Below are 19,093 nucleotides of genomic sequence, written 5' to 3'. Positions count from 1 at the left end.
GCAATCAGGCGGGATTGAGCATGGTCAGCGCACTGGCCAAGGCGTATTCCACGGCCTGCTGACGGATTTGGGCCCGGTCTCCGTCAAAGATACGGGCAGAGGCGCGGGTCACAATGCCATCACCCCGGCGCTGTGCAAAACCAAAGCACACCAGGCCAACCGGCTTGCCCGCTGTAGCTCCATCCGGACCGGCAATGCCGGTCGTGGAAATCGCCAGTTCCGCGTCTGCGGTAGCTTGCAGCGCACCCGCCGCCATTTCCATGGCGGTTTCTTCACTGACCGCACCGAAACGATCCAGCGTGTCCTGGTTCACGCCCAGTTCCTGAACCTTGGCCTTATTGCTGTAGGTAACCAGACCGCGCTCGAACCAGGCGCTGGAGCCGGGCAGGTCCGTCAGGGCAGCAGCCAGCAGGCCACCGGTACATGACTCGGCGCAGGCCACCATCCAGCCGCGATCTTTCAGGGCTCGCCCCAGGGCCAGGGCGGCATTGCCGTGCTCGTAATCGCTCATGAGAAAACTCCAAAACGTACCAAGACAGCCATCAGCAACAAGGTATAGCCTGCTGCCAGGAGATCGTCCCACATAACGCCAAAACCATTATGCAGACGACGATCAAAATAGCGGATCGGCGGTGGTTTGAGAATATCAAAGAAACGAAATAAAACGAATGCGATGCCCTGTGCCAGCCAGGTCTGCGGAATCAGCCACAGCACCAGCCAGAAGGCGACCATCTCATCCCAATTCATGCCGCTGTGATCGGACACGCCCAGGTCGTAGCCCGTGCGGTGGCAAGCCCAGCAGCCAATGAAAAAGGTAAGTGGCAAGAAAATGGCCATTTGCGTGTCGGTCAGCACATGCAGACCCAAGACCCACAAGACCCAGGCCAGCACCGTGCCCCAGGTACCCGGCCCCGGACGCAATACGCCGGTACCGCCGCCAAAGGCAATCAGGCGCCAAGGCTTTTTCACCACCCAATCCAGGGTAGGACGTTGAATGGGATTCAAGGAAGGATCAGGAAATGTGCTCATGACACAGACTCAGCCACCAAAATGATCGAAACCGCCCTGGGCAGGGGCAGGATGCAGACCCTGTTGATCACGCACGTACACCCCGCTACCAGCGTGCATGGAGCCAATACGGCTAAGCTGCACGCCTTCGCGCTGGGCCAGCGCCATGATGGACTCCCGTTGTTGGGGAGCCCCCGTAAAACACAATTGAAAAACGTCACCACCAACCAGAACCGCTTCGCGTTGCAGCTCGGCAGGCAAACCCTTTAAGGAAAGATCCAGCGGCAAGGCGTCCCAATCCAGATGGGCGGCACATTGGCTGGCTTTGGCGATATGACCCAGGTCTTGAACCAGGCCATCAGACACATCAATGGCAGCATGAGCCAAACCTGCCAGGGCATGACCCAGGCGGTAAGGCGGCCAGGGCTGTTCCAAGGCTGGGCGGCTGGCAGCCAGACGATCCGGGTCCGCAGCCAGTCGACCCTGCAGGAGGCGCAAGGCAATGTCTGCCGCCCCCAACGCCCCCGTCAACCAGATGTCGTCACCAGCTTGAGCCGCACTGCGTTGCAAGGCCTGCCCTACCGGGACTTCACCCAGCACCGTAATGCTGATGACCACCCCTTGCTTGCTGCGCGTGGTATCGCCACCGATCAAGGGGCATTGCGCCTGATCGGCCAGTTCAAACAAACCTTTGGAGAATGCGGCCAGCCACTCGGGCCGGACTTCAGGCATGGACAAAGCCAGGAGGCAGGCTCGTGGCTTGGCGCCCATGGCACCCAGGTCCGACAGGTTCACGGCCAGCGCCTTGTGCCCCAAGAGAAAGGGGTCCACATCGGGAAAGAAATGTTGCCCTTCGATCAATAGATCCACGCTGCTGGCCAGTTGCCAGCCGGGTGTTGGAGTAAAAAGGGCGCAGTCGTCGCCCACTCCCAAATAGCCTTCGGGAGCGGGACGATTGAAATACTGCTGGATAAGACCGAACTCGTTCAGCACGGCACGCCCCGTTTTAGCGGCGGGCCTGCTTGGCAACTTCAGGTGCGCGTACGTCGGCGGCCAATTTGTCCAGCACGCCGTTCACGAATTTGAAACCGTCGGTGCCGCCAAAGGACTTGGCCAGTTCAACGGCTTCGTTAATGGCAACGCGGTAAGGCACTTCAACGTGATGCACCAATTCGTAGCTGCCAATCAGCAAGATGCCGTGTTCGATGGGAGAGAGCTCTTCCAAAGGACGATCCACATACGGCAAAAAGCGTTCGCGCAGCACAGGGGCTTCGCGCATGACGCCGAATAGCAAGGTTTTGAACCAGGCTGCGTCGGCTTCGCCAAACTCCTCGTCGCCCCGGATATGGGCGTCGATGGAGGTGGCTTCCTGCAGGCCATCAGCACCTCGCAACAGCCAGGAGTAGATGCCCTGCAGGGCAAATTCGCGCGAGCGGCGGCGCGCGGATCGTCCGTTGGCCTTGCTGGCCGGGACTTTATTTGTCGTCGTCAAGATCTTCGTCCTCGTAATCTTCGTCCTCATCGTCGTCCAGCTCGGGTTCGAGGACGGCGATAAGATTGCCCAGCTCGACCGCTGTACGGGCGCAATCGCGACCTTTTTCAGCAGCACGAATCTCGGCTTGTTCATCTGTGTTGGTGGTCAGTACACCGTTGGCAACAGGAATACCGGTTGCCAGGGAGACTTGAGTAATGGCCGAAGCGCTTTCATTGCTGACCACTTCAAAGTGGTAGGTGTCACCGCGGATAACAGCACCCAGAGCGATCAGGGCATCAAATTCGCCGGTTTCAGCCATCTGGCCCAGGGTGATGCCCAGTTCCAGCGCGCCGGGGACGGACAGAACGGTCACATCGCGCTCGTCTACACCCAAAGCTTCCAGCTCTTTCAAGCAGGCTTCCAACTCGGTCAGACCGATGGATTCATTAAAACGCGCACGCACAATACCAATGTGCAGACCTTCCCCATTCAGGTCAGGGGTAACAATGTAAGGATTCATGTTGGAAGCTCCGCTTAGGATTGAGAGTCTGGTTCGCTATGGTAACCCGTCACGGTCAATGCAAACCCGGCCATGCTTGGCATTTTACGTGGTCGCGACATCAAACGGGCTTTACCAACATTGAGGTCACGCAAAATTTGTGCACCAATTCCGTAGGTGCGCAGATCGTTGCGGCTAGGGCGACCGCGTGGCGCCTGGGCCGGGCTGTCTGCAGCCCAAGCCTGAATCTGCTCGAAACTCTCTTCTTCGGAGCTCTGGCAGTTCATCAGCAAGACAACACCGCTGTCGGATTTGGCCACGGTACGCAACGCAGTGGGCAGGGTCCAACTGTGGCCCACATCCCCCTCGATCAGAACATCCAGCACGGTAGTCGGTTCATGTACACGCACCAGGGTTTCCACTTCCGGGCTGATTTCACCGTGCACCAGTGCCAGATGCAAGCCACCGGAAGACAGATCGCGGTAAGCGTGGCATTCAAATTCGCCATAAGGAGTCTTGACGGACTTCTTGTGCAAACGCTCGATCATGGACTCGTGTTCGCTGCGGTACTGGATCAGGTCCGCAATAGTGCCAACCTTGATGCCGTGTTCGCGGGCGAACACCAACAAATCGGGCAAACGCGCCATGGTGCCGTCAGGATTGAGCACTTCACAAATGACAGCAGCCGGGGTCAAGCCTGCCATCGCCGTCAAATCGCAGCCCGCTTCGGTATGACCGGCACGCACCAGCACACCACCTTTGGCCGCCTTCAAGGGAAAAATGTGGCCAGGCTGCACCAGATCAATCGGACGTGCATCACGGGCCACGGCCGCTTGCACAGTACGGGCGCGGTCAGCAGCGGAAATGCCGGTCTCCACGCCTTCAGCCGCTTCAATCGACACCGTGAAGTTGGTGCCAAAGCGTGTACCGTTGCGGGTGGCCATCAAAGGCAGGTCCAGCTGACGGCAGCGCTCTTCGGTCAGCGTCAGGCAAACCAGACCGCGGCCATGCGTCACCATGAAGTTGATCGCCTCGGCATTTACGAATTCGGCGGCCATGACCAGATCGCCTTCGTTTTCGCGGTCCTCTTCGTCAACCAGAATAACCATGCGACCGGCGCGCAGCTCTTCAACAATCTCTGGAACGGGAGCGATTGGACTGGCGCCCAGTTGACCAGCGTCGGACTGAATTTCTTGATTCATCGTGCTCTTTGCTCAGACAGATAATAATTAAGGCCATTTTACGACACCCAAGGCCCGGCGGGCAGCTTCATTAGTCGGTACACTTGAAGACCGTGCCAAACCGCTCCAAACCCCTATGACCGAACCCATTTTGCCTGCTATGGACGAAAAGCGTCGCCGTATCCAATCCATTGAAACGGGTTTTGGCCTGTTGAAAGTGCTGGTAGATAGCGGACAACCCATGATGTTGCGAGATCTGGCCACGCAAGCTGGGATGAGTTCGGCCAAAGCCCACCCGTATCTGGTCAGTTTTACCAACGTAGGACTGGTGCAGCAGGCTCCGGCTACCGGCCTGTACGAGCTTGGGCCGTTTGCCTTGCAGATGGGTTTGGTCAGCTTGCAAAGCCAGAACCCGGTGAAGATTGCCCTGCCCCTGGTTCAAGCCTGGGCCTCGCGCATCGGGCACACCCTGGGCTTGGCGGTGCTGGGCTCACACGGACCCACCATGGTTCATATCAGCGAGGCCAGCTACCCGGTCCATGTAAACATGCGCTGCGGCACGGTCATGTCCATGCTGCACACGGCCACCGGCCACGTCTTTGCCGCCTGGCTGCCCCCTGAGGTGGCGCGCCACTACATTGAGCGCGAGGCAGGCGACAGCGCTGTTGTCACCAGTATCAGTCCGCTGCGCCCCAGCCCCAAAGAACTGGCTGCCATGCTGGAAAAAATCCGTGAACAAGGTGTGGCACAGGCACTGGGCAACCCCTTGCCCGGTATTGATGCCCTGTCCGTCCCCGTATTTGATCACTCCGGCCAGATTGTGCTGGCCCTGACCAGTCTGGGCCCCAGTACGCTGTTTGATGCCAGTATCAACAGCCCCATCCTGGCTCAGTTGCGACAGTGCGCCAACAGCATTTCACACCAGTTGGGCTGGCGCGAGCCGCTAGGTACTCCCCCTTTATAAAACTTGACATGACTACACACACTTATACGGGTGTCGACACTTCAAGTTTGGCTGGTTTACATGCAAAATAATCGTTTTATCCGCCCACCTGTTGTGGGTGATTTCTCGAGTGCGATGCTGTGCTAGAACAAGAACTGAAATTTTTTGTACCCGAGAGTGCCCGTCCCGGTTTATTGACCGCCTTTGACGCCGTACGCACGGGTAGCATTACCTTAAATGCCATTTACTTTGATACGCCCGAACGCGATTTGGCGCGCTCGAGTATCGCCTTGCGTCTGCGCAAGGAAGGCGAGCAATGGGTTCAGACCGTCAAACTGCCCGGTCCTGATACCCTGTCCCGCATTGAAATCAATCACCCCCGTCCCGGCCCGGAACTGGACCTGAGCCTGTATCAGGACACACCCGCCCACGCTGCGCTGGCTCGTTACGCGGATCAAATCCAAGCCCGTTATCAAACCCGCATCCAGCGCGAGCTGGCCCTGATCAAGCAAGGCCAGTCTGAACTGGAGCTGGCCTACGATGTGGGCCATATCGAATCCAATGGTTTGAAGCTGCTGGTCAACGAGCTGGAAATTGAGCTGATCAAGGGCGAGAGCCTGACCATGTTTGAGGTTGGCCAGCGCTGGCTGTACAAACATGGCCTGATTCTGGAGATGCGCAGCAAGTCCGAGCGTGGTGATGCCCTGGCCAGTCTGGCGGACCGCCGCCGGGCCAAATCGGAAAGTCTGGATCTGACGCCCGAACAGGTAGCTGCAGCCTTGACGCGCAAAGCCTACGACCTGCCCAAACCGCATTTTGTTGACACCGAAGATCTGGAACAGTTTTATAGCCTGAGTGCCACCATGAGCCTGGAGCAGGTCATTCGCAATGCCGCCTTGCTGGCCGGCGTGGATGGCATACGTCCGGACTCTTCCCGTCAGGCTGACTATCTGGCCTTGATGCGAGTGGGTCTACGCCGTCTGCGCTCCTGCCGCAAGTTGTTCAAAATGTGGCTATCGGCTAGCGAAGGGTATGCCAATACGCGCCTGACACATTATTTTGGTCTGTTTGGTCAGGCACGCGACCATGACCTGGTACACCTGGAAATCACCCCCTTGCTGCTGCAGGCGGGAATGCCCGGCCCCGCACCTGAGCCTACTCCTGCCCATCTGGAGCACGACCCGGTCCAACTGGCCAGTGCAGCCGAGTTTCAGTCCCTGCTGTTAAGTAATCTGCAAAGCCTGATTTGCGGCCCTACGCTGGAACTGAACGGTGTACCTCAGCCCGAACATTTGATCGAAGCCCGTATCAGCCGCTGGTTCCAGACAATTCAACTACGCAGCCAACGCTTTGCGCAGATCAGCCAGGACAAGCAGCATCGTTTGCGCAACCGGATCAAGAGCCTGCGCTACTGCCTGGAGTTTTTGCCCAGCGCAGCCGACAAGCAAGGGCTGCACAAAGTACTGCGCGAATGTCAGGCCTTGATTGGTGCAGTCACCGACGTGGACGTGGCGCTGGATTGGTATGCCCAACATGCGGCCAACCCCGAACAAGCGCAGTTTGCGCGGGACTGGCTGACGCATGCCCGCCAAGGTCGTGCCGCCCATGCACAGCATGCGCTCAATGCCTTGGATCAGCATCAGCCGCAAACAGAGCTTCTGCGACGCTGAACGCCAAAAGCACTGAAAAGCCCACTGTGCACTGAGCCTTTGCTTGCTACTGCGTAGCGCTCTTTTCCTGGTCGGCCCGGGGATAAAAAAGCGGCGATGTCTTTACAGGCATCGCCGCTTTTTTGACAGCCAAACTTGGATTTAAGCGTTCATGCCCAATAAGGCCGACGCAAACTCACGGGCCACAAAGGCTTGCAGATCCTGCATGCCCTCGCCCACGCCAATCCAGTACACCGGAATAGGACGTACGCCTTGCGCACAGGCAGCAACGGCAGCCAGCGTCCCGCCTTTAGCCGTACCGTCCAGCTTGGTAACCACCAGGCCAGTCAGCCCCAAGGCCGCATCAAAGGCACGGATCTGGGAAATGGCGTTCTGGCCGGTATTGCCGTCCACAACCAAGAGAATTTCATGAGGAGCCTGACCATCGGCCTTGCCGATGACGCGCTTGATCTTCTTGAGCTCTTCCATCAGGTGAAGCTGGGTTGGCAAACGGCCGGCGGTATCCACCATGACCACGCCCATATCGCGGGCACGGCCTGCATGCACAGCATCAAACGCCACCGCGGCGGGGTCACCACCGTCTTGAGCAATAACACTGACGTTATTGCGGGTGCCCCATTCAATCAGCTGTTCACGAGCGGCAGCACGGAAGGTATCACCGGCGGCCAACAAGACTTTTGCGCCCTGCTCCTGGAAGGTGTGAGCCAACTTACCGATAGACGTGGTTTTACCTGCACCATTCACCCCGGCAATCATGACTACCAGTGGTTTGCTCGATTCCAAAGGAAAGGATTTCTCCAGGGGCTTCAAATGATCGGTCAGGATGTCACACAGGATCTGTTTGACCTGGGCCGCATCGCTGACTTTTTCTTTACGGACACGAGCACGCAAGGCGGTAATCAGTTTCTCGGTAGCCTCAACACCCGCGTCTGCCATCAGCAAGGCGTCTTCCAGTTCCTCGAACAAGGTTTCATCAACCTTGGCACCGACGAACAGACTGCTCAGGCTCTGGCCTGTACGCGACAAGCCCTGCTTCAAGCGTGCCATCCAGGAAGTTTTCACCACAGGCGCGGCGGCTTCTGGCTCTGGCGTCGGGGCAGGAGCTGGTTCAGGCTGTGGCGCAGGAACTGGAACAATCTCTGGCTCCGGTTCAGGAGTCGGCTGTATCTCGGGTTCTGGCTGCGGCACCGGCTCGGGAATTGGCTGCACCTCGGGTTCAGGTACAGGCTGCACTTGCGGCTCGTGGACACGGGCAGGCGCTGGGGTCGGGACACTGGCCGGGGCCGGTTGTGGCACCTCTGGCTGCGTGGGCGTAGACTCGGAAGCAGCGCGATGTTCAGCCTGACTGGCTGCCTGGCTATCCAAAGCCACAGCAGGCGAGGCCACCGGCGTTTGAACCGGCGTGCTTTGCTCCTGCGATACAGCGGGGGATGCATCTGCCGCGTCAGCCTGGGGCTGAGACGGGGCAGGAGAAAGCGGCTCGGTCAGCTCCGTTTGAGTGACTTGTGGCTCTGGCTTGGCCTTCTTTCTTTTAAAAAAACTGAACATACGATTTACACTAGAAAATTCTGTTGAATGACCACATTATCCGATCAAAGCGCTAATGAGAAAACATGCTGTCCGTATTGTAGGTGGTGATTACCGCCGCACACCGATTTCAGTCGTCGATGCACCCGGTCTGCGGCCCACCCCGGATCGTGTGCGCGAAACGCTGTTTAACTGGCTTAACCACTTCTGGGGCGGTCAGTTCAGCGACAAGAACGTGCTGGATCTGTTTGCCGGTAGCGGAGCCCTGGGCTTTGAAGCGGCCTCGCGCGGTGTCGCCTTTGTACAAATGGTGGAACGCCACGGACCCGCTGTCAGCAATTTGCGCAGCCTGCGTACCAAACTCAAGGCAGACCACGTCCGTATCCATGCGGGCGACGCCCTCCATATTCTGGAGCGCAGCCAGATGCGCTACGATCTGGTCTTCATAGACCCGCCTTTTGCGCAGGACTGGATGGAACGTATCTGGCCCTTGCTGCCCAATGTGCTGGCACCGGACGCACTGGTTTACATTGAGTCCGAAACCCCTATACAAGCCCCAGATCAATACGGGATACTACGACAGGATAAGGCAGGGCAGGTACATTATCATTTGTTGCGATTTGCTGCGATGCAAAAAACAGTCAATAATGCCGAATTTTCCGGGACGCCTGCACCGCTCCCCCCGGACTCCGACCTGCCAACTTGAACCACTTACGCGGATGCACCATGATCACAGCTGTTTACCCCGGCACCTTCGACCCCCTGACACGAGGCCATGAAGACTTGGTCCGGCGAGCCGCCAACCTTTTCGATCACGTTGTGGTCGGTGTGGCCTCCAGCCAGAACAAGCGCCCTTTCTTCACCGTTGAAGAGCGTGTTGAGATCGCCTCCGAAGTGCTCAGCCACTATCCAAACGTGGAAGTGAAAAGCTTTTCCGGCCTGCTCAAGGACTTTGTGCGCGAGCAAAATGGTCGCGTTATCGTACGTGGCCTGCGCGCCGTGTCCGATTTTGAGTACGAATTTCAAATGGCGGGCATGAACCGTCACCTGCTGCCCGAAGTCGAGACCATGTTCATGACTCCTTCGGATCAGTACCAGTTCATCTCCGGCACCATCGTGCGCGAAATTGCCATTTTGGGCGGTGATGTAGGCAAATTTGTGTTCCCGTCCGTGGAGCGTTGGCTACAAACCAAAGCCAAGGAACGCAATCAGCAAACGGTTTCAGCCACCTGAACTCGCCCTGCGCAGCGGTCCGTACTACACTGTGGGGTGACCGACTGGTCAAATCCAAGGACCACGCTTATCAGGACACTGCGCTATGGCACTGCACATTACTGAAGAATGCATTAACTGCGACGTTTGTGAGCCGCAGTGCCCTAACCTGGCTATTTACATGGGCGAGGAGATCTACGAGATCAATCCCAACCTGTGTACAGAATGCGTCGGCCACTTTGATGAGCCGCAGTGTGTGGTAGTGTGCCCGGTCGAATGTATCGAGGTTCACCCCCAGCATCAGGAAAGCCAGGAAACGCTGCTTGCCCGCTATCACCGGCTGCAGTCCGAACCTACGACATAAGCAGAAAAAAAAAGCCCTGCCATGAGCAGGGCTTGTTCTATATGGATCACCGCGCAGACAGCTTACTCAGCCTGGGGCAAACGCTTTAACAGACGCAGCGGCTGGCCTGTATAGCGGCTGAACCACTGGGCAGGCAAATCCCCTTCGTCTACCAATTGCACGGATTGCCCATTTTCCTGCCACAGGGAAAAGGAATCCGGATCGTCTTCAATAACGTCCACTTCGATATCCAGGCGCAACATGCCCGGAGCGCGCAACACCAGCTGGCCAAAACGCAGTTCCATACTAAGCTCGGCCAAGGCAGGCAGCGCATCGGCAGCCAGGACCTGCCCCTGATCATTCCCCAGCACCCATCGCCCCTTGCAGGCCAGTGCCTTGCCGTCACTAAGGGACGGGCCGCCTTGCAACAGGCAAACCGTCTGGTCAGGCGAACTTAACGCTGAACTTGTGCTCATGGCTTGAACCACTGCTTCATGGCTTCGCCCACGGTTTGTGGAACCTTGGCCCCCAACTCTTCCTTGATGATCTGCTTCACCTCGGACTTCACATCGGGGGTGGACTCTGCTTTAGCTTCTGACGCTTGTTGGCTCAACAAATCCAGCAAACCGTCTTGCAGTGCCTTCTTGATGGAGTTGCTGGCAATGTCTTTCCACTGAATCTGGTAGGACAGCCCTGTCCAGGGACCGGAGATATGGATAGGAATCAGCACATTGCGCAGGTCCTGGAAGGACTTGCGCTCTTCCACGGCCAGATTGTTGTGGTTCAGGCGAGCCTGCAAAGTCACATCTGCTTGTTGATTTACCAAATCCAGCGTGGCGCCTTTAGCCGCTGTCACCGTCAGAATCGGGGTGGTGGCCCGTAAATTACGGAAAGTCGCTTGCCCTTTCTTGATATCCAGACTGCCCTGCAAACGGTTCAACACCGTGCGGCGCAAAGGATCGGACTGGGGCAGCAGCAAAGGAATCTGACCGCCAAAGGCATTGCGCACGGCTTCGTTGATATCGCGCACGCTCTGGTCCAGATCAACGCTGCGCCAGCTGCCGTCATGCAAATCGACCGTCAGGCCACCTTCCAGAGCATTCAGACGCTCCTGGCTTGTGGCGCCTTGAGCCTTCAGGTTCAGATCCACATTGCCCTTGCCTGCCAGGTAGTCATTGCCGAACGCATCCAGCAAGAGCGAACCGACCTGCATTTGCTGCAACTTCAGGCCCAATTCGAAGCGCTTGCCGGGCTCAACCTTGGCCTTGGCCTGAAGCTGACCTTCATACGCCTGCGCATTGAACTGCGACAAATTGATCAACTGACCCTGGTTCTTGACCTGAGCTTTCACCTGATCCATTACTACACCCAGGCTGCGCAGCTTTTCGATTTCAAAACGCAGATCAAAGCTGAGCGTATCCAGCCAAGCGTAAGAGGAGGCTTCTTCAACCACTTCTTCGACTGCGGGAGCCTGCTCTGCCTTGGGCTGCTCGGCTTGTTCAGTCCCCTCTGCAGCCGGCTCCTGCTCGGTAGCGACTTCCGGCGCTTCAGCCTCTGGCTCCGGCTCCGGTGGGGTCACCACTTCGGGGGCTGTCACCCAGAAAATCGAACGCAGTTCGTCCAGGTCCAGTTTGTCCGCTTTGAGTACCGCGTTCAGCAACGGCCCTTTACCCTTATCTTGCAAGCTCACATCCAGACTGCCTTGAGCCTGCTCGGTGCTACTGCTTAGCTGCGCACTGTATTCTTGTTTGCCTTTGTTCAGGTCTGCCTGACCCGTCAGCGGCATCTCGAACCGGCTACCTGCGTCGGCCTCGTCTTCCACGCGGATATTGGCTTTAACCTCGGGCAGACGCAGCCACTCATTCGATGGCTGCCACTGCATGGGGGAACTGGCCTTCAATTGCGCCACACGGCTGCCTTGCTTGATGGCGCCGTCCAGCTTGGCCTGCTCAAATATCAATTCCTGGCTGTTACCGGACAAGCCTTGCAACGTCAAACCCAAACCCAGGACCTTGGGGCCGCTGACTTTCAGGCTGGCAACGACAGGCGAACCTTCAGCCTGGGCAGGCGATACCTGGATACGAGGCACGTCCAGGGCCAGATCCAGATTCTGATCTTCATTTTTGCCACGAACACGCAAAGCCAGCTTCTCGAAAGACACCAGGTCGCTGACGCTGTCGATTTCCATCTTGGGCGTATTCAACGTGGCATTCAGATCACTAACCGGATAAGCGCCCAACCACTGACCTTGCAATTGGGTATCCAGATTGGTGGCGCTGAACTGGCGTTGGGCCGACTTGTAGGCCACATTGCCCTTAAGAGTCAGGCTTTGTGCCTGCAACTGGTCCAGATCACCGACAAAGCTCAAGTTCAGCTTTTGCGCGCCGTAGGATTTGGAAGCAGGGTCCAGTCTCAGCTGCCCTTGCCCTTCCAGCACACCATCCGCCACGGGATAGTCCCCCGACAAGCGGCTCTTGAAAGCCACATCAAAAGGCTGACCAAACGTCATGCGGCCCGTGTTCACTTCCAGCTGCAACAAACGGCCAATTACATTGCTGCGTTTGCTGAAGTAATGAATCTCACCACCCTTCAGACTCAGACCCGCAATATCAATCTGGAAATCCGTTTCGCTACCCGAGCGCTTGGCAATCAACTCGGGAACGGGCAAGGACTCGGGTGCAGGCTCGGCTGTCTGAGGAGCCTCGGCAGCTTGTGCTGCGGGCAACAAGGATACGCCCGAGCGGGCAAGGGGAAGGTGAGGGCCGGCAGGCGGGGCTTGCAGCAAGTCGTCAAAATTCAGCTTGCCTTCCTCATCGCGCACAATCCAGGCTTTGAAGCCGGTAACAGCAACGTGGTCCACCACCAGGCGGTTATTGATCAAAGGCCACAAGGCCACCGCAAACCGGGCGCTTTCCAAAGAAGCGAAAGGATCTTCCGAATTACGGTCAGACAGGGACAGCCCCTGCACGGACAGGCCAATGCGGGGAAATAAAGAAAGTTCGATATCACCGTCAATCTTGAGCGTACGCTGATACTTTTGCTGGACGATGTCAGCCAGCTTCTGCTTGTACGAATTGGGATTGAATGTCAGCAGGAAAATCGCCCCGCCTACCACCGTGACAATAGCTAAAACGACGAGGCTGAATAAGCCCCGCTTAAACCATACTTTCATGTAAGCCTCTAGGACCTCGGGGCAGGATGCAACACGCCATCTGCCCGGATACGAAATGCTAACCCATGTCGGGCCATTGCGAAGTAACGAAAATAAGAAATATCCACCCGCACTTTAAAAAGCAGAGCCTGTTGTCAGTAATTCGCCATTATTACCAAAAGAAATAAAAGCATAGTATTAATGTCTGCGCCCTTAGATGCTTTTCTCTACATACAGGGGTTATGCTTGCTTTGTCTTATATAAGCCACTTGATCATCAATTCCAGAATTAACCATGAAACTAGAGACTCTCGCCATTCATGCTGGCTACCAGCCTGATCCGACCACAAAAGCCGTTGCTGTTCCGATTTACCAGACCACTTCCTACGCTTTCGACAATACGCAACACGGCGCGGATCTGTTTGACCTGAAGGTGCCCGGCAATATTTACACCCGCATCATGAACCCGACCAATGCCGTGCTCGAAGAGCGCGTGGCAGCACTGGAAGGCGGGATTGCGGGCTTGGCAGTAGCCTCTGGCATGGCAGCCATCACGTATGCTATCCAAACGATTGCAGAGGCCGGCGACAACATTGTGTCCGTCAGTAAACTGTACGGCGGCACCTACAACCTGTTCGCGCACTCCTTCCCGCGCCAGGGCATTACCGTCAAATTTGCCCAACCCAATGATATCGACGCACTGGAAGCCCTGATCGACGACCGCACTCGTGCCGTGTTCTGCGAAACCATCGGCAACCCGGCTGGCAACATCATCGATATCCGTGCACTGGCCGATGCCGCTCACCGCCATGGCGTACCCCTGATTGTAGACAATACCGTGGCCTCGCCTGCCCTGTGCCGTCCTATCGAGCACGGTGCCGACATTGTCGTGCACTCGCTGACCAAATACATGGGCGGTCACGGCACCACCATTGCGGGCATGGTCGTGGACTCCGGTAAGTTCCCCTGGGCCGAGCACAAAGATCGCTTTGCCATCCTGAATACGCCTGACCCGTCCTACCACGGCGTGGTCTATACCGACGCCTTTGGCCCAGCCGCCTTCATCGGCCGCTGCCGCGTGGCTCCGCTGCGCAATACCGGCGCTGCCCTGGCCCCCTTGAGCGCTTTCCAGATCCTGCAAGGCATCGAAACCCTGCCTCTGCGCATGGAGCGTCATACAGAAAACGCCCTGAAAGTAGCCCAGTATCTGAACAAGCACCCACAAGTGTCCTGGGTGAAGTACGCCGGTTTGCCTGACCATCCGGATCATGAACTGGCCAAGCGCTATATGGGTGGCAAGCCTGCGGCGATTTTGTCCTTTGGTATCAAGGGCGGCATTGAAGCCGGTACTCGCTTTATCGACGCGCTGAACCTGGTGCTGCGTCTGGTCAATATTGGTGATGCCAAATCCCTGGCTTGCCACCCTGCCAGCACAACTCACCGTCAGCTCAATGCCGAAGAACTGGCCGCCGTAGGCGTGAGCGAAGACATGGTGCGTCTGTCCGTTGGCCTGGAACACATCGACGACATTCTGGCCGATCTGGAACAAGCTCTGGAAGCAGCGGCACGCGGCTAAGACCCAAAAACCTGTACAGGCCGGAATTGCTGTACAGGTTTTTCGGCATCAAGCAAAAAAGCCTGGAATCGGTATTGCACCGACTCCAGGCTTTTTTCATTCTTGGCAATACGGCCGTCAGACAGACCGTGTCACGGACGCAAGAGAATCAGGACTTGCGAAACAACTGCGTCAAACCACCCAGCAGGCTGCTGGCATCGGTAATGTGAGATGGGTCAAACTGACCATTGGGGCTGGCTTGATTGATCAAGGACGGCAGCATGATCTTCAGATTATCCAGCACGCTTTGCTGATTCAAACCCGACAGGTCCACCAATTGCTTGATGGCCGGTTGCCCCATCACGCCCAGCAAATCCTGCTGGCCGATTTCCTGATTGCTGCCCTGCGAAATCCAGGACGACACCACATCACCAAAACCACCCGAGCGAAAACGCTCGATCAGGCCGCTCAAACCGCCTGGATAGCTGCTGATGACTTGAATCAGGGCGGGCAACAAAGCGCCCTGCTCTTTGGATTTGGAATCCGTAGCCGACAAGGCCGACACAACAGAATTAAGCAAACTCATTATTTTTCTCCCCAATGCACGGCACCGCGCGTGGGCAGGTGCTGATATCAGGCCTCATTATGCCGCGACAGGCCGCCAGGCGGGGCGGATTAATTGTCAAGGTGGGTCAATAGATCACTGGCGGAAAGGCCCTATTGCCCTGGGCTGGGCCTACGCTACACTGGTTTCTCAATAGTCCGGCATCCCCCACAGACCGACTCCATGGAGACCCTGGAATGACGCAAACTTCCTATACCGTCCTGTCCTCTGAAGAGACTGCTCGTGCCCTGCCTTATCCTGAACTGGTCGCCCAGCTAGGCAAAGCCATGGCCCAGTATGCTGCTGGCACTATCGTCGCCCCAACCCGTCAGGTTCTGGACTATCCCAAAACGGGGAAAATGCTGTCCATGCCAGCGGTTTCACACGATATAGGTGTTCATAAACTGGCTAATGTGATGCTGGACAACCAGCAGCAGGAACTGGGCAGTATCCAGGGCCTGGTCAGCGTCTACGACGCCCAGAACGGTTTGCCGCTACTGATTCTGGATGCACCCACCCTATCCGGACGCCGTACTGCAGCGGTATCCATGCTGGGTATTCAAGCCCTGTGGCCCCAAGGGCCGGAGCACATTACTTTGCTGGGGTACGGACAACAGGCTGTCGCGCATTGCGATGCCATCATGACGCTGTACCCCAAAGCACGCGTCACCCTGACGGGCCGTAACCCAGACCGTGCACAGGCTGTGGCCACATCCTTGCAAGCCAGATTCGGGGACCGGGTCCAAGCCACCACAGCTGTTCCGGAAAAAACGGATGTGCTGATCGCTCTGACCTCCAGCCTGACACCCGTGTATCACGAACCCGCACGCCTTGATCGCTTGCTGATTGGCTTGGGAGCCTTTCAACCGGATATGGCCGAGTTCGAGGCCCACACCTTGCTGGCCAGCCGTCTATATGCGGATGATGTCGCCGGTGCCCGCCAGGAAGCAGGCGACCTGATCCAGGCCGGCGTGGACTGGGAGCAAGTCCACAGCATTCACCAGGCGCTGCGTACCCCAGCCCCCAAAGACAAGCCCTTGTTCTTCAAATCGGTAGGCTCGGCTGCGTGGGATTTGGCAGCAGCACGCTGCGCCCTGCAACATTTAAACCAAGCCTAAATACTTAGGCTATTAACTAGCTGACTTCACACGCCAAAGCGCGCCCAGAGTGTTACTCTGGCGCGTACAATCCCTTACAGTCACTTACCGATCTCTTTTTGCCGCCCTGCCCATGACTTCTACGCTCCCTCCCACCGAAGACGATCCGTATCAGATCCAGTCCAAATTTGAAATTCTGCGTGTTTTACAGGCTATCGAAAAAGGGGGCCTGTTACTGCACATGGAAGCCAATCAGGGCAATGACCGGATTGTCACCACCATTCTGGATATTGATCTGGACAACAACGTGGTGGTGATTGATACCGCCAACAAAGAAGAAAAAACCCGCAATCTGCTGCAGTCCGAACATACCCATTTCGAGACCTCGCTGGACAAGATCAAGGTGACGTTTCAAGGCCCCACCCCAGAGGTCGTGTCCTACGAAGGTCAGCCAGCCCTGGCGATCCCGATCCCCGAATCCATTCGCCGCTTGCAGCGACGCGAGTTCTTCCGCGTCAACGTACCCGTCAGCGAACCGGCCATGGTGATCTTGCGCTTGAATAACGAATCCAAAAGCTTTCTGCTGCACGACATCAGCGGTGGCGGCTTGTCTTTGGTGGACGAATCGCAAAGTCTGGCAGAAGTGATCGGCACGCATAAAACCGAATCCCTGCTCGAACTGCCGCAAGCCGGTTCTTTTGTTGTGGCACTACAAGTAGCGCGTACGGAAACACAGCAGTTGCCTAATGGCAAACAGATTCAACGTTTGGGCTGTACCTTCATTGACCTGTCTGCCTCCACGCAGATGGCAATTCAGCACTACATCGGCCGCCTGGAGCGCCAGCAGATCGCCAAACAGCGCGGTCACGGCTAATTGGATGTTTGAGACATCCCCAAATCGCTGGGGGTGTCCACATCGCGCAAGATCCCCTCATCCACTAAAGGCACAAACAAGGTCTGATCCTTGTTGGCTTGCAACAAGTCGCGCGCACCCTGCTCGTCTACCAGCTCCAAAAGCGGTTGATGCCACTCCAATCCAAAGCCAACCGGATTGCCAGGCTGGCCATTAAAAACGGGGCGTACAATTCCGGCCCCATCCTGCACAGCCTGGGCCACTGCCGCTACAGTGCTTGGCCGCAACCAAGGCATATCCGCCAGCAAAACAACATACCCATAACGGGGACTGCTAGCTCGGATACCGGCTTTCAGGCTAACACCCATACCGCGGATGGCCTCAGGTGCCTGAACAAATCTGATCGGCAAGTCACCCAACTCCTGACGCAAAATCTGCTCATGGATATCACAAACAAGCAGCACCTCATCGAGCACAGACAAAGCCGTCTCACAGACGCGGCGCACCATCGTTCTACCATCTTCAGTCTTGGCTAACAGTTTCAACTGCTGGCCCGACGGATCAAACCGCCGCCCCAAGCCTGCCGCCAGAATAATGCCGGTCACCCCAGATACATGCTGCTGCCCTGCCATTGATTCACCTCTCCAGTCTCACGTGACTACTCTGTCACACCATGTCTTTTCACGCCCCTGCGTACAGGATAAATTTATTGATAGAAACAAGCACGAAGAAACCAAGCAACACTCAATGTAGTAACATAACTACATTCAAATACCGCAGGAGGGTGCATCATGACTATCACCACTCTTTCAAGCCGAGAATTCAACCAGGCCACCAGTGAGGCCAAAAAAGCCGCGCGCAATGGTCCCGTCATCATTACCGATCGTGGTCGCCCCTCACACGTGCTAATGACATTCCAGAATTACCTGCAACTGACCGAGCAGCGCCGCAACATTATTGATGAATTGGCCATGTCAGACGATGACGCCGACATCGACTTTGAACCTGCTCATAGCAACATCAACACTCGCCCCGTTGATTTCTGACCATGTACCTTCTGGACACCAACGTCGTCTCCGAAATACGGAAAATGAAATCTGGCAAAGCCGATGCAAATGTCACCGCCTGGATTCACAGCGTCAACGCCGCCACCCTGTACATATCCGTCATTACCGTCCTGGAACTGGAACAAGGCATCCTGAGCAAAGAGCGGGAAGATGCCGCCCAGGGAACCATATTGCGCAATTGGTTTGAAAATCAGGTGCTACCCGCATTCTCCCAAGCCACCTTGAACATTGATGCAGCGGTAGCACGACAATGTGCCCAATTGCATGTTCCAAACAAGAAGGGCGAACGGGACGCCTTGATCGCGGCAACAGCCCTGGTTCACAACATGACCGTCGTCACGCGCAACACCAAAGACTTCAAAGGTTCCCCTGTCACCCTCCTCAACCCGTGGGAAAACTGAGCCGAACAGCTCTCCAAAATCAGCAGCCCCCAGCATCCTCTATTCAGATACCCGGCCACCAGCAAATATCATCTCTTAGCAGCGTCACCATTCCGGCCTGCTCAGTTTCCCAATCCTGGCCTTGGCTGGCAGACTCGCTCCTGACTATCTGACTACTTTCCCCTCCAATTCCCACCCTCCTCGTTTCTTTTCCTCCGCCCCAGTGCCGTTTGGGCTTTAACCAGTGTCACATGTTTTCTTGTGCGGCCCGGGTACGGCTTGGCGGGCGAGTCAGGGCTCTTGCCGCGGGCAGAGTGCTGGGGCGGGATGCAAGGGGCGTGCCGTTTGAGGAGCACGCTTGCCGTTTGTCCGGGGGACAAACCGCGCTCAGAGTTCACGACCCGCCCGCCCCGGCACTCTGACAAGGGAACCCACGCGCAGCGTGGGCAAGGGACCCGCCAAGACAAGCCGTACCCGGGCCGCACAAGAAAACCATCCACAGGCCTCACGCAAAGCCCAACGGCACGTCC

The 19,093-nt window shown here is 56.9% G+C and carries 21 protein-coding genes; 10 read left to right on the top strand and 11 right to left on the bottom strand.

Annotated elements, in window-relative coordinates; genetic code table 11:
• Nucleotides 1-4: 4 nt before the first annotated feature.
• From ACU6HM_RS13445 to ribBA, 6 genes are read right to left on the bottom strand one after another with little or no spacing between them, the layout of a single operon-like run.
• Nucleotides 5-511 (bottom strand): CinA family protein, encoded by a 507-nt coding sequence (locus ACU6HM_RS13445; RefSeq protein ID WP_009454788.1) that lies wholly within the window; start codon nt 509-511, stop codon nt 5-7.
• Nucleotides 508-1,029, bottom strand: coding sequence for a phosphatidylglycerophosphatase A family protein (locus tag ACU6HM_RS13440; RefSeq protein WP_009454786.1), 522 nt, complete (start codon nt 1,027-1,029; stop codon nt 508-510). Before ACU6HM_RS13440 ends, ACU6HM_RS13445 begins: the two co-directional genes overlap by 4 nt.
• Before the next feature lie 9 nt (nt 1,030-1,038).
• Nucleotides 1,039-2,001 carry a thiamine-phosphate kinase gene (gene thiL, locus ACU6HM_RS13435; RefSeq protein ID WP_369327112.1) on the bottom strand — a complete coding sequence of 321 codons (963 nt, stop codon included), beginning with the start codon at nt 1,999-2,001 and terminating at the stop codon, nt 1,039-1,041.
• Between the two features lie 13 nt (nt 2,002-2,014).
• Nucleotides 2,015-2,530: a transcription antitermination factor NusB gene (gene nusB, locus ACU6HM_RS13430; RefSeq protein ID WP_042488795.1), complete on the bottom strand. Its 516-nt coding sequence runs from the start codon at nt 2,528-2,530 to the stop codon at nt 2,015-2,017.
• Nucleotides 2,484-3,002 (bottom strand): 6,7-dimethyl-8-ribityllumazine synthase, encoded by a 519-nt coding sequence (ribH, locus tag ACU6HM_RS13425; RefSeq protein ID WP_009454781.1) that lies wholly within the window; start codon nt 3,000-3,002, stop codon nt 2,484-2,486. Before ribH ends, nusB begins: the two co-directional genes overlap by 47 nt.
• Before the next feature lie 14 nt (nt 3,003-3,016).
• Entirely contained in the window at nt 3,017-4,183 is a 1,167-nt protein-coding gene (gene ribBA / locus ACU6HM_RS13420; RefSeq protein WP_009454780.1) for a bifunctional 3,4-dihydroxy-2-butanone-4-phosphate synthase/GTP cyclohydrolase II, read from the bottom strand.
• A 115-nt stretch (nt 4,184-4,298) separates the two neighbouring features.
• Between ribBA and ACU6HM_RS13415 the strand changes: the two genes are divergently transcribed.
• The gene (locus ACU6HM_RS13415) at nt 4,299-5,126 is read left to right on the top strand and encodes an IclR family transcriptional regulator (protein WP_022983222.1); all 828 of its coding nucleotides are present in this window, start codon (nt 4,299-4,301) and stop codon (nt 5,124-5,126) included.
• Nucleotides 5,127-5,245: 119 nt separating this feature from the next.
• Nucleotides 5,246-6,775, top strand: coding sequence for a CYTH and CHAD domain-containing protein (locus ACU6HM_RS13410; RefSeq protein ID WP_022983223.1), 1,530 nt, complete (start codon nt 5,246-5,248; stop codon nt 6,773-6,775).
• A gap of 141 nt (nt 6,776-6,916) precedes the next feature.
• Here the strand turns inward: ACU6HM_RS13410 and ftsY are convergent, their stop codons facing one another.
• A complete protein-coding gene (ftsY, locus tag ACU6HM_RS13405; protein WP_446763938.1) occupies nt 6,917-8,323 on the bottom strand; it encodes a signal recognition particle-docking protein FtsY in 1,407 nt (468 codons plus the stop codon).
• Between the two features lie 55 nt (nt 8,324-8,378).
• On the opposite strand from ftsY, the gene rsmD reads away from it, so the two are divergent.
• The 3 genes from rsmD to ACU6HM_RS13390 all read left to right on the top strand — a co-directional run bounded on the left by rsmD (nt 8,379) and on the right by ACU6HM_RS13390 (nt 9,878).
• Entirely contained in the window at nt 8,379-9,008 is a 630-nt protein-coding gene (gene rsmD, locus ACU6HM_RS13400) for a 16S rRNA (guanine(966)-N(2))-methyltransferase RsmD (protein WP_009454775.1), read from the top strand.
• Nucleotides 9,009-9,028: 20 nt separating this feature from the next.
• The gene (gene coaD / locus ACU6HM_RS13395; protein WP_009454773.1) at nt 9,029-9,535 is read left to right on the top strand and encodes a pantetheine-phosphate adenylyltransferase; all 507 of its coding nucleotides are present in this window, start codon (nt 9,029-9,031) and stop codon (nt 9,533-9,535) included.
• An 85-nt stretch (nt 9,536-9,620) separates the two neighbouring features.
• Nucleotides 9,621-9,878, top strand: a complete 258-nt coding sequence (locus tag ACU6HM_RS13390) for a YfhL family 4Fe-4S dicluster ferredoxin (RefSeq protein WP_009454772.1) — start codon at nt 9,621-9,623, stop codon at nt 9,876-9,878.
• A gap of 62 nt (nt 9,879-9,940) precedes the next feature.
• On the opposite strand, the gene ACU6HM_RS13385 is transcribed toward ACU6HM_RS13390, so the two are convergent.
• Both ACU6HM_RS13385 and ACU6HM_RS13380 read right to left on the bottom strand, forming a co-directional pair.
• Nucleotides 9,941-10,333, bottom strand: coding sequence for an MOSC N-terminal beta barrel domain-containing protein (locus ACU6HM_RS13385; protein WP_031232400.1), 393 nt, complete (start codon nt 10,331-10,333; stop codon nt 9,941-9,943).
• The gene (locus ACU6HM_RS13380; protein ID WP_250756045.1) at nt 10,330-13,029 is read right to left on the bottom strand and encodes an AsmA family protein; all 2,700 of its coding nucleotides are present in this window, start codon (nt 13,027-13,029) and stop codon (nt 10,330-10,332) included. The genes ACU6HM_RS13385 and ACU6HM_RS13380 overlap by 4 nt, the downstream gene beginning before the upstream one ends.
• Before the next feature lie 273 nt (nt 13,030-13,302).
• On the opposite strand from ACU6HM_RS13380, the gene ACU6HM_RS13375 reads away from it, so the two are divergent.
• Nucleotides 13,303-14,583 (top strand): bifunctional O-acetylhomoserine aminocarboxypropyltransferase/cysteine synthase, encoded by a 1,281-nt coding sequence (locus ACU6HM_RS13375; RefSeq protein WP_446763937.1) that lies wholly within the window; start codon nt 13,303-13,305, stop codon nt 14,581-14,583.
• Between the two features lie 148 nt (nt 14,584-14,731).
• On the opposite strand, the gene ACU6HM_RS13370 is transcribed toward ACU6HM_RS13375, so the two are convergent.
• Nucleotides 14,732-15,148: a YidB family protein gene (locus ACU6HM_RS13370; protein ID WP_022983226.1), complete on the bottom strand. Its 417-nt coding sequence runs from the start codon at nt 15,146-15,148 to the stop codon at nt 14,732-14,734.
• Nucleotides 15,149-15,363: 215 nt separating this feature from the next.
• Between ACU6HM_RS13370 and ACU6HM_RS13365 the strand changes: the two genes are divergently transcribed.
• Both ACU6HM_RS13365 and ACU6HM_RS13360 read left to right on the top strand, forming a co-directional pair.
• Nucleotides 15,364-16,284, top strand: a complete 921-nt coding sequence (locus ACU6HM_RS13365; RefSeq protein ID WP_009454766.1) for a delta(1)-pyrroline-2-carboxylate reductase family protein — start codon at nt 15,364-15,366, stop codon at nt 16,282-16,284.
• A 112-nt stretch (nt 16,285-16,396) separates the two neighbouring features.
• A complete protein-coding gene (locus tag ACU6HM_RS13360) occupies nt 16,397-17,137 on the top strand; it encodes a flagellar brake protein (protein ID WP_009454764.1) in 741 nt (246 codons plus the stop codon).
• On the opposite strand, the gene ACU6HM_RS13355 is transcribed toward ACU6HM_RS13360, so the two are convergent.
• The gene (locus ACU6HM_RS13355) at nt 17,134-17,748 is read right to left on the bottom strand and encodes a nucleotidyltransferase family protein (RefSeq protein ID WP_446763936.1); all 615 of its coding nucleotides are present in this window, start codon (nt 17,746-17,748) and stop codon (nt 17,134-17,136) included. The genes ACU6HM_RS13360 and ACU6HM_RS13355 overlap by 4 nt on opposite strands.
• A 159-nt stretch (nt 17,749-17,907) precedes the next feature.
• Here ACU6HM_RS13355 and ACU6HM_RS13350 point away from each other — a divergent pair, with 159 nt between their 5' ends.
• Complete coding sequence (locus ACU6HM_RS13350; RefSeq protein WP_009454760.1) at nt 17,908-18,162, top strand: type II toxin-antitoxin system prevent-host-death family antitoxin; 255 nt, start codon at nt 17,908-17,910, stop codon at nt 18,160-18,162.
• A gap of 2 nt (nt 18,163-18,164) precedes the next feature.
• Nucleotides 18,165-18,584: a type II toxin-antitoxin system VapC family toxin gene (locus ACU6HM_RS13345; protein WP_250756047.1), complete on the top strand. Its 420-nt coding sequence runs from the start codon at nt 18,165-18,167 to the stop codon at nt 18,582-18,584.
• Nucleotides 18,585-19,093: the final 509 nt, after the last annotated feature.

Source organism: Alcaligenes sp. RM2 (assembly GCF_052931795.1).
This window is presented reverse-complemented; position numbering and strand designations above follow the sequence as displayed.